Origin of the sequence: Marinimicrobium agarilyticum DSM 16975 (assembly GCF_000423345.1) — a bacterium.
GTDB lineage: Bacteria > Pseudomonadota > Gammaproteobacteria > Pseudomonadales > Cellvibrionaceae > Marinimicrobium > Marinimicrobium agarilyticum.
This window is the reverse complement of the sequence record NZ_AUHU01000016.1, coordinates 7,501-21,429: the sequence shown is the minus strand read 5'-3', so window position 1 is coordinate 21,429 and position 13,929 is coordinate 7,501. Positions and strand designations below refer to the sequence as shown.

The 13,929-nt window shown below is 59.4% G+C and carries 14 protein-coding genes; 6 read left to right on the top strand and 8 right to left on the bottom strand.

The features are described from left to right. The first annotated feature begins 43 nt into the window (after window positions 1-43). Together G547_RS0114720 and G547_RS0114715 are read left to right on the top strand one after the other, a co-directional pair. Window positions 44-1,276 (top strand): MFS transporter, encoded by a 1,233-nt coding sequence (locus G547_RS0114720; RefSeq protein WP_027330505.1) that lies wholly within the window; start codon window positions 44-46, stop codon window positions 1,274-1,276. A gap of 90 nt (window positions 1,277-1,366) precedes the next feature. Further along, window positions 1,367-2,380 carry a LacI family DNA-binding transcriptional regulator gene (locus G547_RS0114715; protein ID WP_027330504.1) on the top strand — a complete coding sequence of 338 codons (1,014 nt, stop codon included), beginning with the start codon at window positions 1,367-1,369 and terminating at the stop codon, window positions 2,378-2,380. 92 nt (window positions 2,381-2,472) lie between these two features. Here the strand turns inward: G547_RS0114715 and pal are convergent, their stop codons facing one another. From pal to G547_RS0114685, 6 genes are all read right to left on the bottom strand, one after another. Beyond that, a complete protein-coding gene (pal, locus tag G547_RS0114710; protein WP_027330503.1) occupies window positions 2,473-2,958 on the bottom strand; it encodes a peptidoglycan-associated lipoprotein Pal in 486 nt (161 codons plus the stop codon). A 247-nt stretch (window positions 2,959-3,205) separates the two neighbouring features. Beyond that, the gene (gene hemL / locus G547_RS0114705) at window positions 3,206-4,486 is read right to left on the bottom strand and encodes a glutamate-1-semialdehyde 2,1-aminomutase (RefSeq protein WP_027330502.1); all 1,281 of its coding nucleotides are present in this window, start codon (window positions 4,484-4,486) and stop codon (window positions 3,206-3,208) included. 56 nt (window positions 4,487-4,542) lie between these two features. After that, entirely contained in the window at window positions 4,543-5,160 is a 618-nt protein-coding gene (thiE, locus tag G547_RS0114700; RefSeq protein ID WP_027330501.1) for a thiamine phosphate synthase, read from the bottom strand. Between the two features lie 62 nt (window positions 5,161-5,222). Further along, window positions 5,223-6,056 carry a bifunctional hydroxymethylpyrimidine kinase/phosphomethylpyrimidine kinase gene (gene thiD / locus G547_RS21690; protein WP_036188941.1) on the bottom strand — a complete coding sequence of 278 codons (834 nt, stop codon included), beginning with the start codon at window positions 6,054-6,056 and terminating at the stop codon, window positions 5,223-5,225. Window positions 6,057-6,090: 34 nt separating this feature from the next. After that, entirely contained in the window at window positions 6,091-6,516 is a 426-nt protein-coding gene (gene hemJ, locus G547_RS0114690) for a protoporphyrinogen oxidase HemJ (protein WP_027330500.1), read from the bottom strand. Window positions 6,517-6,546: 30 nt separating this feature from the next. Continuing rightward, entirely contained in the window at window positions 6,547-8,301 is a 1,755-nt protein-coding gene (locus G547_RS0114685) for a chloride channel protein (RefSeq protein WP_027330499.1), read from the bottom strand. A 142-nt stretch (window positions 8,302-8,443) separates the two neighbouring features. Between G547_RS0114685 and argC the strand changes: the two genes are divergently transcribed. Genes argC through erpA form a run of 4 tightly spaced genes read left to right on the top strand, consistent with a single transcriptional unit; the run spans window position 8,444 to window position 11,145 of the window. Beyond that, entirely contained in the window at window positions 8,444-9,490 is a 1,047-nt protein-coding gene (argC, locus tag G547_RS0114680) for an N-acetyl-gamma-glutamyl-phosphate reductase (protein WP_027330498.1), read from the top strand. 46 nt (window positions 9,491-9,536) lie between these two features. Next, the gene (locus G547_RS0114675; RefSeq protein WP_027330497.1) at window positions 9,537-10,277 is read left to right on the top strand and encodes a DUF6776 family protein; all 741 of its coding nucleotides are present in this window, start codon (window positions 9,537-9,539) and stop codon (window positions 10,275-10,277) included. 38 nt (window positions 10,278-10,315) lie between these two features. Beyond that, window positions 10,316-10,732, top strand: coding sequence for a bactofilin family protein (locus G547_RS0114670; protein WP_027330496.1), 417 nt, complete (start codon window positions 10,316-10,318; stop codon window positions 10,730-10,732). A 56-nt stretch (window positions 10,733-10,788) separates the two neighbouring features. Then, window positions 10,789-11,145, top strand: a complete 357-nt coding sequence (gene erpA / locus G547_RS0114665) for an iron-sulfur cluster insertion protein ErpA (RefSeq protein WP_027330495.1) — start codon at window positions 10,789-10,791, stop codon at window positions 11,143-11,145. A gap of 27 nt (window positions 11,146-11,172) precedes the next feature. On the opposite strand, the gene G547_RS0114660 is transcribed toward erpA, so the two are convergent. After that, window positions 11,173-12,303 (bottom strand): anhydro-N-acetylmuramic acid kinase, encoded by a 1,131-nt coding sequence (locus G547_RS0114660; RefSeq protein ID WP_211224573.1) that lies wholly within the window; start codon window positions 12,301-12,303, stop codon window positions 11,173-11,175. After that, complete coding sequence (locus G547_RS0114655) at window positions 12,300-13,649, bottom strand: peptidoglycan DD-metalloendopeptidase family protein (RefSeq protein WP_051235549.1); 1,350 nt, start codon at window positions 13,647-13,649, stop codon at window positions 12,300-12,302. Before G547_RS0114655 ends, G547_RS0114660 begins: the two co-directional genes overlap by 4 nt. Between the last annotated feature and the right edge of the window lie 280 nt (window positions 13,650-13,929).

The following is a 13,929-nucleotide window of genomic DNA, read 5'->3' as shown; positions in this document are numbered from 1 at the left end:
AAACCAATGAGCGCCAACGCCGGCGCGGTAAGGGTCGATAACAATGAATAAGCGACTGATTATTGTAGTGCTGATGTTGAATTACTTTCTGTTCGGCCTGTTGCTGAACAGCGTCGGGGTGGTGATTCTCCAGTCGATCAACAGTTTTGGGGTCACCAAGGAGAGTGCTGCCCTGCTGGAAGGCTTCAAGGACATTCCGATCGCGGTGGTTTCTTTCCTGGTTGCCTCGTTTCTGCCCCGCCTGGGGTATCGCCGTGCCATGATGATAGGCTTGGCGGTGGTGCTGGTGGCGTGCCTGTCTATGCCGTTGATCGGCACTTTCGGTGCCACCAAAATGCTGTTCCTGGCCATTGGCTCCTCCTTTGCTCTCATTAAAGTGTCCGTCTATGCCAGCGTGGGCATATTGGCACCGGCCAAGCAGGATCATGCGGGCCTGATGAATGCCGTGGAAGGGGTGTTTATGCTCGGTGTGCTCTCCGGCTATTGGGTGTTCAGCTGGTTTATCGACTCGTCCGACCCGAAGAGTCTTCACTGGTTGAATACCTACTGGTTACTGGCGGGCATCTGCCTGTTTAACCTGGTGGTGATGGCGTTCATCCGCTTCGGTGAGGGGGCGGTCAGGCCAGCGGCCGGTAATATGGGGAAAGACTTTTTGGCCATGCTCCGGCTGACGGCCCGACCGTTGGTGTACATCTTCGTGGTATCGGTGTTTCTCTATGTATTGATCGAGCAGGGCATCGGCACTTGGTTGCCGACCTTCAACAATGAAGTGTTGAACCTGCCCAGCGCTATCAGCGTTCAGGTGACGAGCATTTTTGCCCTGTGCCTGGCTGTCGGTCGTCTGGGCGCGGGGGTTCTGTTAAAGGGGATACACTGGTACCGGTTGTTGACGGGCTGTGTGATCGCGATGGGGGCATTAGTGCTCTTGACACTACCGCTGTCCTATAACGTCGAGGTGAACGAGAATGTGCACTGGTTTAACCTCCCAGTCGCCGCGTATATTTTCCCGCTGATCGGATTGTTTATGGCTCCCATCTACCCGGCAATGAGTTCGGTGGTGTTGAGTTCGCTCCCGCTTCATCAGCAATCATCCATGGCGGGGTTGATTATTATTTTCTCAGCATTGGGGGGCACCACAGGCTCTATGTTGACCGGTTATGTCTTTGGTCAGTTTACCGGGCAGGCGGCCTTCTATATGGCGTTGGTCCCGATGGCGCTGATTCTCCTGCTTTTGTTTGGCCTCAAACGGGAGAGTGAGCGTGCGACGGCTTCATAGTGCGGGTATACAAACCTCCGGTCGGTCCTTAAGATAGCTGTAATGACCTTTGATTGGGCATGTCCGCCCAAAATGACCGGAACCGACTCCATGTCTCGAAAGCCCAGTGACCCTGTCTCTATTGCCGATATCGCTCGTCGGGCCGGCGTTTCCGAGTCCACGGTCTCGCGCGCGCTCAACAATAACCCCGCGGTTAATATCAAAACTCGTGAGCGCGTCCAGGCTCTTGCCCGGGAAATGAACTACAAGGTTAATACCGGGGCACGTAACCTGCGTCTGCAGAAAACCCATACCATTGCGCTGGTGATCAACGCGGAATCGGTTGATGGCCAGACGTTTTCCGACCCGTTCATGATGGACATGATTGGCGCTATTGCCGATGAGCTGAATGAGCACCACTACAGTCTGCTGTTCTCAAGCAGTGCGGTCGGCCCGGAAGACTGGCATGCCCACCTGCTGGGCGCCCGGCGCGCCGATGGCGTCATTGTGATCGGGCAGGGTCGAGACGACACGCCTTTGAGACAACTGCAGAGGGCGGGGGATGCCGTCGTGGTCTGGGGGGCGCGCGAGCCTCAGGCGAACTATTGCATCGTGGGGAGTGATAACTACATGGGCGGCCAGTTGGCCACCCGCCACCTGATCAACTGTGGACGCTCCAGGATGTTATTTCTCGGTGATATTGCTCACTCGGAAATCGAGGGCCGCTTTCGCGGTTACTACGATGCCTTGTCCGAGGCAGGCCTGTCGGCGAATGAGCACCACGTGAAAGCCGCGTTTTCCATTGAGTCCGGTTATCAGCATGTGCTTGAGCTTATGGATGAGAAGGTGGTTTTTGATGGGGTCTTTGCGGCCAGTGACAATATCGCCATGGGGGCCATCAAGGCATTGCAGGAGCGGGGCATGAGAGTGCCGGAGGACGTGTCAGTGGTCGGTTTTGACGATATTCCCGTGGCGCCCTATTTCAATCCGCCGCTGAGCACGGTTCGCCAGGATGTTCATCGGGGCGGCCGGCTGTTGGTGCAAAAAGTGATGGCCTTGGTAAAAGGCCAGCCGGTGACCTCGGAGGTGCTGAAAACGGAGTTGGTGGTTCGCTCCTCCTCTTAGGGTAATGGTTCCGGTCGTTGAGTTCTCGGCAGGCTGACACAACAACGGCGCCTCCAGGGCGCCGTTGCTGTGTGCGGGACTTGAAGGTTCGATTATTGAACAATCAGCTCCACGCGACGGTTCTGGGAGTAGGCACGTTCGGTGCTGCCCTGAACGGCCGGACGCTCTTCACCGTAGCTGACGGTTTCGATGCGGCTGGCGGGAACACCCTGGAGTACCAGGAAGTCACGCACGGCCTTCGCACGACGCTCGCCCAGGCCCATGTTGTACTCGCGTGTACCGCGCTCGTCAGCATGACCTTCCAGACGGACATCATCACCGCTTTCCTTCAGGCGCTCGGCGTGAGCAACCAGAGTGGCGCGCGCGTCGGGCTTAAGGGTGGACTTGTCAAAGTCGAAGTAGAAGGTGGTATCCAGCTCCGGCATCGGCTCGGGTTCCGGTGCCGGTTCGGGCTCCGGTGCCGGTTCGGTCATGGTGGGCTCTTCAGTAGGCTCTTCCTGGGTGGAAGTAGAGCTACAGCCTACCAGTACACCTGTTGCTGCGATAAGAATCAAAAAGCTCTTCAAAAAGTTGTTCATCTTTATCTCCCGATTTGGTGAACAGAAGTGTATTCCATAAAAAAACAGGGTCGTGCGGTAAAGCTATGGAGTCCGTAACAGCACGTTCGTTCCGTAATAGCGATTCCCGAAACAACTAGAAGGCGAGAGTTTTGCCCAGCCCAGTGCCCAAGGATTTAGGAACCTGCGTCAAGATTAAGCGTTAGGCGCGGTAGAGGCAAGTCCCCGCGCTAAAAATTGTGGCATGGTTAACCTTTACTCTGGGGCCTCAGAGCGTCTTGAACACCTCGCGAGCGGCTGAGAGCGTTCGCTCAATATCGTTTTCGGTGTGGGCTGCGGACATGAACCCCGCTTCGAAGGAGGCCGGGGCAAGGTAAACCCCATGCTCGAGCATGCCGTGGAAAAAGCGGTTGAAGCGTTCGCCGTTGCAGGCCATGACCTGATCGTAGCGGGTCACCGTTGCTTCTTCAGTGAAGAAGAAACCGAACATACTGCCCCGGAAGTTGGTCGTGAAGGGGATATTCGCCTCGTCGGCAATGCGCTGCATGCCTTCTGTCAGTTGCCGGGTCCGCTCGGTGATTTGCTCGTAAAGCCCCTCGCGCGCGAGTTCGCGCAGGGTCGTGACTCCGGCGGCGGTGGCCAGCGGGTTGCCCGACAGGGTGCCGGCCTGATAAACCGGACCAGTGGGTGCCACCATTTCCATGATATCGCGCCGTCCGCCGAACGCACCGACCGGCAGTCCACCGCCGATGACTTTCCCCAGTGTGACCAGGTCCGCTTTCACATCGAACAGCCCTTGGGCGCCCTTGGGACCGACGCGAAAGCCGGTCATGACTTCATCGAATATCAGTACCGCGCCGGAGGCATCGCATACCTCGCGCAGGGTTTCAAGAAAGCCCGGAACCGGTGGGATGCAGTTCATGTTGCCCGCTACCGGCTCAACGATGATGCAGGCAATTTCATCTCCCATCTGCTCAAACACCTGCCGAACCTGGTCGGCGTCGTTGTAGGTCAGGGTCATGGTGTGCTCTGCCAATACCGCCGGTACACCGGGGGAGCTGGGGACACCGAAGGTGAGGGCACCGGAACCGGCTTTGATCAACAGTGAGTCCGAGTGACCGTGGTAGCAGCCTTCGAATTTCACAATCTTGTCCCGTCCGGTAAAGGCTCTCGCGAGCCGGATCGCGCTCATGGTGGCTTCGGTACCGGAGTTGACCAGGCGTACCATGTCCATGTTGGGGACGCGCTCGCACAGGGTGTCGGCCAATTCTGTTTCCCGCTCAGTGGGGGCGCCGAAGCTCAAGCCATTGCGGGCGGCCGCGATCACGGCGTCGGTGACCGGCGCATAGCTGTGGCCCAGAATCATCGGCCCCCAAGACTGGACATAATCGATATAGCGCTGCCCGTCGGCGTCCCACACGTAGGCGCCCTCGGCGCGCTCGACGAACCGGGGGGTGCCACCGACGGCTTTAAAGGCTCGGACCGGGGAGTTGACGCCACCGGGGATGTGTTTCTGTGCGAGGGTGAACAGCTCTTCGGATCGACTCATAAAATTCTGTCCTTCTGGTTACAGGGGCGGTAATGCGAAATAGTGTACATCTTGTATTACAGCGTCAGTTGGCGATACGCACGGGCCTGGCTTTCGATATCATCGGCACCAAACAGGTTCTCTCCTACCGCCAGCCAGTCAGCGCCAGCGTGCAGCGCTTTGCCACCATTATCCAGAGTGATGCCGCCAATGGCCACCAGGGGAGTGTCTCCAAATGCCGATCGGGCTTCGCTGAGCAGTTCCAGAGGAGCGGGAGGCGCCTGCGGCTTGGTGCGAGAGGGAAAGAACCGCCCGAAGGCGAGGTAGCTGGCGCCGTCCTCCAGAGCCTGGCGGGCCAGGCTCATGGAAGCGTGGCAGGTGACCCCAAGGATTGCCTCGGGGCCAAGACGCCGACGAGCCTCCCGCGGGCTGCCATCTCCCTGCCCGAGATGGACGCCGTCGGCGCCGGTGGCAAGGGCCAGGTCAACGTCATCATTGATGATGAGCTTGGCACCATACTGGTGGCAAAGCGTTTTCAGGGTCGAGGCGTCGCGCTGTCGGCGCTCGGGTTGCGAGGATTTGTCCCGGTATTGTATCCAGCCCGCTCCGCCGCGCAGGGCGGATTCCACGGCGGTCGGGAGCGCTTCTCTCAAAGAACGGGTGGTGACAATGGCGTAGAGCGGTCGTTTGGGCATGGCACCTCCGGGGTTACGGAGGCGCAGTTTACCGTTTAAGCCATCTTGGGAAAACGCTCGCCTCAGGAACCGCCGCCGGGGCCGCGCTTGCCGGTATGATTGCGGTCGGCCCAGAAAAGCCGGTTGGGAATGCTGTGGCCCATTCCCAACCGACGGCTGGCTTCGAGGGTATGCCAGGTAAAATTCTGACCCTGCTCCACGGCATCCATCAGGCGCAGACCGTGGGCGAGGTAAGCGCTGATGCTGGCCGATAGCGTGGCGCCGCCGCCGTGACTGAAAACGCTCAGCCGTTTCCAGCGGTATTGTTTTACGAGCCCTTGGCGGTTGTAAAGCCGGTTCTCGTAGTGTTCCTGTGTGCGTCGCGCGCCGGTTATCAGGGTGTATTCCCCACCGGCCTCCAGGATTTCCTGGGCGCACGCATCGAGAGTGTCGCCTTGTTGGGCAAGCTCGTGGGCTTCCACCAGGTCCGGGGTGGCCAAGGTGCTCAGGGGCAGCAGCAGGCTTTTGGTGGCGGCTCTGACGCTTTCCGCTTCGGCGGGGGGGCCATCCGCCAGTTGGGTGGTGGGCTCGAGCACGACGGGCAAGTTGGGGTAGTCCCGCAGAATCGTGTGGACCGCTTCGATGTGGTTGATTTGCCCCAGAAAACCGAGCTTGATCGCTTTTACGGGGACATCTTCCAGGACGGCCCGCACCTGCTCAATCAGAAACGATGTCGGGACATAGTGCAGGTCTTTGATGCTGCGGGTATCGCGGGCGCAGAGGGCGGTGACGATCGGGGTACAGTGGCAACCCAGGCTGGCACAGGTCTCAATGTCGGCCTGGATGCCCGTGCATCCCGAGGGGTCGTGGCTGGATAGCGCGAGAACCACGGGTACCTGTTGATCAATGGATGTCATGCCGCACCTCCTGGAACAGGTGTTTGCGGATCGGTCAGTGCCAGGGTTTGACCACCGCCAGTATGATGATGCCGATCAGCAGAAACACCGGAAACTCGTTAAACCAGCGGAAAAACACGTGACTGCGCTGGCATCGGTCCTCCCGGAACTGGACGAGAAACTGACCGCATACAAAATGATAGACCACCAGTATGGCCACCAGTGTCATTTTTAACCAATACCAGCCACTTTCGCGATAGTAGTCCCAGTTACCGCTGGAGAGCCACAGGCCAAGCAGTACGGTGGCGATCAGGCTCGGGGTGGCGATCCCCCGATACAGCTTGCGCTCCATGACCTTGAAACGCTCTCTGCTGGTGGTGTCCTCACTCATGGCATGATAGACAAAGAGTCTCGGCAGATAAAACAGGGCTGCGAACCAGCAGACCACGGCGATCAGATGAAAGGCTTTGACCCAGAGCATGGGCTCTCCTGTTGGCAAGAGTGAATGGCGTTACAGCCGGTAGTAGCTTTCGAGCTGGTCCCGCGTGACCAGCCCGGCAATGCCCCCGCCCGGTGCGGGTACGTACAGGGCATCCACCTGGGCTTTGTTCAGAGTCTGCCAGGCTTCATAGAGGTTGGCGCTGGGGGCAATGGCGACCATTTCCAGACGACGCGCCGGAATGCCCAGCAAGTCCAGCGTGGCGGAGTCGTCCTGCTCGGCTTCACCGGATTCTGCCTGTTGTTCAAGATAACGCACCAAGGCGGCGGGCTCCACCAGCACCTGCTTTTCTTGCAACACAATCCACTCCGGCTGCAGCTTGAGCACGCCCTTCGCCTGGGTGAGAGTCAACTCGCGCTGGGCGTGGCAGAAACGCCGGTGCATCAGACTCCGGACCCCGGTGCGGCTGAGTAGCTGCTGCATAAGCCGGGGGCGGTTGCTCTTGCCCTCCTGCTCCAGAAGCGTTGAGAACAGGCCTTCACAACGAAACAGCCACCGGGTCGCCAGACAGGCCACGACCACTACCAACATGCCCGGAAACAGAATGCCGGGGCTATAGGTCAGCTCCAGAATAGCGATGATCGCCGCCAGGGGCGCGTTGATAACGGCCGCCATCATGGCGCTCATCCCGACAATGGCGTAGACCCCGGGCTCGCTGACTTCCATGGGCAGGTGGGCCGCCAGCACGCCGGCGGCCCCTCCCAGGCAGGCGCCCATCACCAGGCTGGCGCCGATCACGCCGCCCGGTATCCCGAGCCCCAGAATCAGCGCGGTCACCAGCAGCTTGGCGGCCAGGATCTGGATAAGCAACGAGCCCTCCAGGTGGCCGGCCAGGGCACTGTCAATCGTGTCATAGCCCATGCCCATGACTTGGGGAACCAGTAGTCCTCCCGCTCCGGCAATCAGTCCAGCCAGTGGCAGGCGTACCCAGAGCGACCAACGTTTGGTGGCTTTCGCGCAGTGGCAGTGAATGCGGATGTAGAGGGCGGCCGCGGCAGCGATCAGCAGGCCCATCAAAGCCATCACCGGAAGTTCCCCCAAGTGTCCGGTGAGCTGCCGGCCACCCAGAAAGACGATATCCGGTCCGAATGCCAGTTGGGTGAGGGTGGTGCCCGCCACCGCCGCCAGAATGACCGGAATAAAGCCAGCGATGGTGTATTCCATCAGTACCACCTCCATGGCGAAGATGACACCGGCCATGGGGGTGTTGAAAGAGGCGGCAATCGCGGCGGCCACACCGCAGGCCACCAGGGGCCGCAGGCTGTTGTTGGGCAACTCCAGCCATTGGCCCAGCTTACTGGCGCTGGCCGCCCCCAGATGGACCGCCGGCCCTTCTCGGCCAGCGGAGTGGCCGGTCATCAAAGCGATTGCACCGCCCAAAAATTGCGCCGTGGCGTTGCGCAGGGGCAGGTAGCCCTGGTGGTTGTGCAGTCGGTCGAGGACATGGCCTACGCCCGTTTCCCGGTGGCGGGGGGAGAACCAGTGCAGCAGGAACGCCAGCAGCAGCGCACCGGCTACCGGCATGGCAAAGCGCAGCTCCGGAGCCAGACCTTCAAAGTGCTCCCCGCTTACCGGCAGGGTGCGCCCGAGGGTGCCCTCGACCAGCCAGCGAAACAGGATGATGACCCCGGCGGCCAGAATGCCGCTCGCCAGCCCCAGCAGGGTCAGTTGAGGTAGCGCGTCAACGTGGGCGAGCCGGTTGCGCCAGCGTTCGGCAGCGACTCGGCGGCGCTGGCGCAATCGTTCCAGGGGGGACTCGGCGGGCATGGGGCTCCTTTGCGGTTGACGGACTTCGGTTCAGGCACTTTCGGTTTCGGTGCAAGGTCCGTATTATAGGCCGTTTGAAGGTTCGGGGGCCAAGGCTCCCACCCGTGACGATTCTTGGTTTTGTGACAGAGAGGGTTTGTTTGTGATTAACGTGGGTATTGTGGGCGGCACCGGCTATACCGGGGTTGAGCTGCTGCGTTTGTTGGTGAAGCATCCGGAGGCGAATGTTTCCGTGATCACCTCCCGGGCGGAAGCCGGTATCCCCGTGGCCGATCTGTACCCCAACCTGCGCGGTCACACTGAGCTTGCGTTTTCCGAACCGGACGTCAGGCGTCTGGGAGAGTGCGATGTGGTGTTTTTTGCCACCCCGCACGGCGTGGCGCAAAATTTGATGCCGGCGCTTCTGGAGACCAACACGCGAGTGATTGACCTTTCCGCTGACTTCCGGCTAAGGGACACCGAATTGTGGGGCCAGTGGTACGGCCAGGCCCACGGTTGCCCCGAGCTCGTCACTCAGGCGGTGTACGGATTGCCTGAGGTGAATCGGGAGGCCATTCGCTCCGCGCGCCTGGTGGCCTGCCCCGGCTGTTATCCAACGGCGGCGCAACTGGGCTTTCTGCCATTACTCGAGCAGAATCTGGTGACTACCGACAATCTGATCGTCAGTGCCGCGAGTGGTGCGACCGGCGCTGGCCGTCAGGCCAAGGTGGATACTCTGCTCACCGAGGTGAGTGATAGCTTTAAAGCGTACGCCGCGAATGGCCACCGGCACCTGCCGGAAATCGAGCAGGGCCTGCGTGATGTTCAGCCCAAAGCGGCGGACCCGGCGCGGGTGACCTTCGTTCCGCACCTTCTACCCATGATTCGCGGCATCCATGCCACACTGTACAGTCGGGCGCTTGCGCCCGAGGCGCTTCCTGATTTGCAGGCACTCTACGAGCAGCGTTTTGCCGACGAGCCCTTTGTCGATGTGCTACCGGCGGGCTCGCACCCGCAAACCCGCTCGGTGAAAGGGTCGAATCTTTGCCGTATTTCCGTTTTTCGCCCACAAGATCGTGATACGCTCGTGGTGCTCTCCGTGATCGATAACCTGACCAAGGGGGCCTCGGGGCAGGCGGTGCAGAACATGAATATCATGTTCGGTTTTGAAGAGACCGCCGGGCTGGATCTTGTGGCGCTACTGCCATGATCCTCTGCCGGGCCGTCGAGGTGATTTCAAAGAGGGCACCGCTCCTATGGCAGAAGTGAAAGGCAGTAAGCAGCATCGGATGGTCGTGGTGCCATATCGCCCCGTCAGGCGCGTGGTGATCACCCTGGTTTTATTGATCCTGGTGGCCGCGGCCGTGGTGGCGAGTTACTACTGGGGGCACCAACAGGGGGCCACTGAGCAGGCGGATGCGGTGATTGAGCGCAACCAACTGAGACAGGAGGTGGCCGCGCTGACCGAAGAGTCTGAGAAGTTGCGTCAGCAGGTGGCCAACTTGCGGCTGGGGTCCGAGGTGGATCAGCAGGCGTCCGAGGAAATGCGCAACCAGGTGATCGCCCTGAAGGAAGAAATTGCCGCGTTGGAGGAAGATATCACCTTCTATCGCGGCCTGATGGCGCCCGGGGACAACAATACCGGGCTCACAATCGGGTCCCTGAATGTGTTGGCAACCGGCATTCCGCGGCAGTTCGAATACAAACTGGTGGTGCAGCAGCTCGCGACCGATCATCAAGTGCTCAGTGGTTATCTGGTGTTCAAAATCGTCGGACGCCGGAATCAGCAGACGGAAACACTGTCGTTGCATCAGATTTCCGAGCAGGTCGAGAACGAAGAGATTCGGCTGAGGTTTCGCTACTTTCAGAATATCGAGGGACGCTTGACCCTTCCCGAGGGTTTTGAGCCCGAACGAATCGAGTTGGTGGCGCGCTCCACCGGACGCGATTCTCAGACGGTGGAAAAGAAATTCGGCTGGTTGGTTCAGGAACTGTAACCCAACGCTGATTACGTGGTTAATAAAAAGGCAACGCTATGGCATTTTCAAACAATCACACGCTGATTTCACGTGGCACCAAAGTGGTGGGCGACCTGCACTTTACCGGAGACCTGCAAATTGAAGGGACAGTGGTGGGCAACATTATCGCGGAGAGCGGGAATGACGCTAAGCTGGTCGTGGCCGAGAAGGGCTCCGTTGAAGGAGAGATTCGCGTCCCCATGGTGATTATCAACGGAAAGGTTAACGGCAACGTCCATTCGACCAAACATGTAGAGTTGGCCGCCAAGGCGGTGGTGGAAGGCAATGTTCACTACCAGCTGATCGAAATGGTCAAGGGGGCGCAGGTTAACGGCAGCCTGGTCTACAGTGGCGCAGAGGGTCAGAAAAAGTCGTCCAGAGGTGAAACGTCGGAACAGCCCGGAGCGGATGTGAAGGCGGCGGCTAATACTTGACTAAAAAGGTCGGGTAAGACGTATAATGCCTGTTGAAGTCATCATTGGAGTCATCAATGTCTGCGCCTGAAATTTTTGTACCCGGCTCGGTGCTGGAAGTCACCTCCAGTGCTGTGGCCAAAGTTCGCAGCCTCGTCGACGAGGAAGGCAATCCGGATTTGAAATTGCGGGTGTTTATCACCGGCGGTGGATGCTCCGGGTTTCAGTACGGTTTTGCGTTCGACGAAGTGGCCGCTGAAGACGATGCGGTGGTCGATCAGGACGGCGTTAAAGTGTTGGTCGATGCCATGAGCTACCCCTACTTGTTGGGGGCTCGGGTAGATTACCGTGAGGACCTTAACGGGGCCAAGTTTGTCATTGAAAACCCAAATGCCGCGAGTACCTGTGGTTGTGGTTCTTCCTTTTCTATCTGATCTTTTCGCCTCTCTCAGCCCGGGCCATTATCGCAGGGCCGGGTAAATACCCCCCAAAACCTGTGGTGCCGAAGCTCCAGTGACTGCTGGCAGGTTGCTGGTTAACCCCTTGAGGGTTTGTCTTGCCATCCAGGCGAAAGAGACGGCTTCCACCCAGTCGGCGGCCAGGCCCAGGTCGTCGGTCTTTGCCACATAGGCATTGGGAAGCAGGGCGCTCAATGCGCTCTTCAGCCGGCCATTGTGAGCGCCTCCACCACAGAGGTACACCTCGCTCTTCCGGCTTTGCATCAATAGCAGGCCGTCGGTGATGGTGCGCGCGGTCAAGGCAAGCAACGTGGCCTGTACATCCTCCGGCTTTAGGGTCTCGCTCAGCTGTAACAAGCAGTCATCCAGCCACGCCAAGTGAAAGTCTTCCGGGCCGGTGCTTTTCGGGGGGCTGACTTTAAAAAAGGGGTGGCTCAGCAGGGCGTGAAGCAGTGGGGCGTTGAGAGTTCCGCTGGCGGCCCACTGACCGTCTTCATCGTAGGCTTTACCCAGGCTTCGCTGAATCCAGGCGTCCATCAAGTTATTTCCGGGTCCGGTATCAAAGCCGGTGACATCCCCGCTCGCTGGCAAGCAGGTGATGTTGGCAACGCCGCCGATATTGACTACGGCCCGGTCGATGGTATCACTTTGGAACAGTGCCTGGTGCAGAGCGGGGACCAGTGGCGCGCCATGGCCTCCAGCCGCCATATCGCGGCGCCGAAAATCGGCGACCGTGGTAACGCCGGTATGGTGTGCGATCAGGTTGGGGTCGGCCACCTGGAAGGTGAACGGCGCCGTTTTCCCGTTGCCGGGGGGGCGATGGCGAAGCGTCTGCCCATGGCTTCCGATGGCTGAGATATCGTTCGCTGACAAACCGGCCTTTTCAATCAGCCGGTTGGCGGCTTGAGCAAACGACAGCCCTAGCTTATGGTCCAGGTCTCCGGCGCGGTCAATTTCGTCGGCGCCGGAATGGGCCAGCTGGTGGATACTGGCTTTGGTAGTGACATCCAGTGGTTCGCTGTGGTGGGCGACAAGATTCGGCACCGGCGGTGCGAAATCCACCAGGGCCGCATCAATGGCGTCGGCGCTGGTGCCGGAAATGAGGCCGATATAAAGCTCTCGCTTCGGCATCAGTTGACCTGGAGATCGTTGCTCAGGCCTGCCAGTTGGGTATCGCGTTGGTATTTCTCAAGCTCGGCGATAATCGGTTGAACCTGTGATTCGAAGCGCGCCATTTCTGATGAGGGTACCGATTCCGCTTGCGGCAGTTCCACGGTGACAGGGTTGCGAACCGCGCCGTTCACGTAAAACTCGTAGTGCAGATGAGGGCCGGTAGCGAGACCCGTGGAGCCGACATAGCCGATGGTTTGCCCCTGCTTGACCCGAGTTCCCGAGCGCACGCCCCGGCGGAAGCCGTTGAGGTGGGCATACAGGGTCTGGTAAGTCTGGCCGTGCTGAACAATGATCGTGTTTCCGTAGCCACCTTTGCGCCCGGCAAACTTTACCCGGCCGTCTCCAGAAGCCTGGACCGGCGTGCCACGCGGGGCCGCATAGTCCGTACCTTTGTGAGCCCGGATGGTGTTGAGCACCGGATGTCGTCGATTGGGGTTGAAAGGCGAACTGATCCGAGTGAACTCCACTGGAGTGCGCAAAAAGGCGCGCCGCATACTGCGGCCTTCGGGAGTGTAGTAGTTGGAGTCGCCGCTGGCATCGACGTAGCGCACGGCTTCAAAGGTCTTGCCCCGGTTGGTGAACTGAGCGGCGAGTATAGGGCCATTGCCGATTTTTTCACCGTCCAGGAAGTGCTCTTCAAACAAGACACTGAAGGTGTCGCCCCGGCGGATATCCAGAATGAAGTCGATATCCCAGCCAAAAATGCCGGCAAGCTCCATGGTGAGGTTGTCTGTCATGCCGGCCGCTTGGCCGGCTAGAAACAGGGAGCTGTCGATAGTGGCGCGTCGATAAGCGATCTGCACGTCAGGCGTGCGCTCCAGCTCCTCGGCGTCGAAGCTGCCCTCTGTTCGCGTGAACCGAAGGCTGCGCAGTCGGTCGCGCTGGTAAATCAGCTCTTCCAACTGGCCGTCTTGGGAGAGGGCGAACGTGATTTCGTTGCCCGGCATGATACGACGTAGCGCCCGAGCCTCCGGTGCTTGGTCAATCAGCTCGTAGAGGTCGCGGTCGGTGAGGCCGGCGCGTTTGAACAGTACGGAAAGGCTGTCCCCGGACTTGACGGTATAGGTGGTGCGATTCATTTCGGGCGGCGGTTCAGCCGGCTCTGAAACGGCAGACTCAACGGCCTGTGGTTCCGGCTGTTCGGCCCCGACCCGCAATAGGGGAGCGGTCTCAGTGTCGAAGGACGCTTCAGACTTGGTCAGATTGAGCGCCAGCGGTTGGCTTTGACGCTCGGATTTCGCCTCTTCCCCGGTTGAGGACAGCGCCAATAGTAGGGCCAGCCCCACAAAAAGGGAGCTTGCCGCCATTACGTGGCCGCGTGGATATTGGCGCACGAAGGCTGAAAGGCGTTTTTTGTTCGTGTTTTCAGAGGGTTCCATGGAAAACTTAAACCCGTTATCTAAGTGTGGCTGTTGCCTTAAGTTATAACAGAAATCCAGCTTAATAGCACCCCGTAAATAAACAGTGAGCCATATTGGCGCCGAATGCCGTCCATGCCCTTGTTTTTACGGCCGGATTCGGTATCTTGACAGCCCTTTTTCGTTGGCCCCGTGGGGCTACCTATTCAATCCAGTTTGAGAGCGCAGC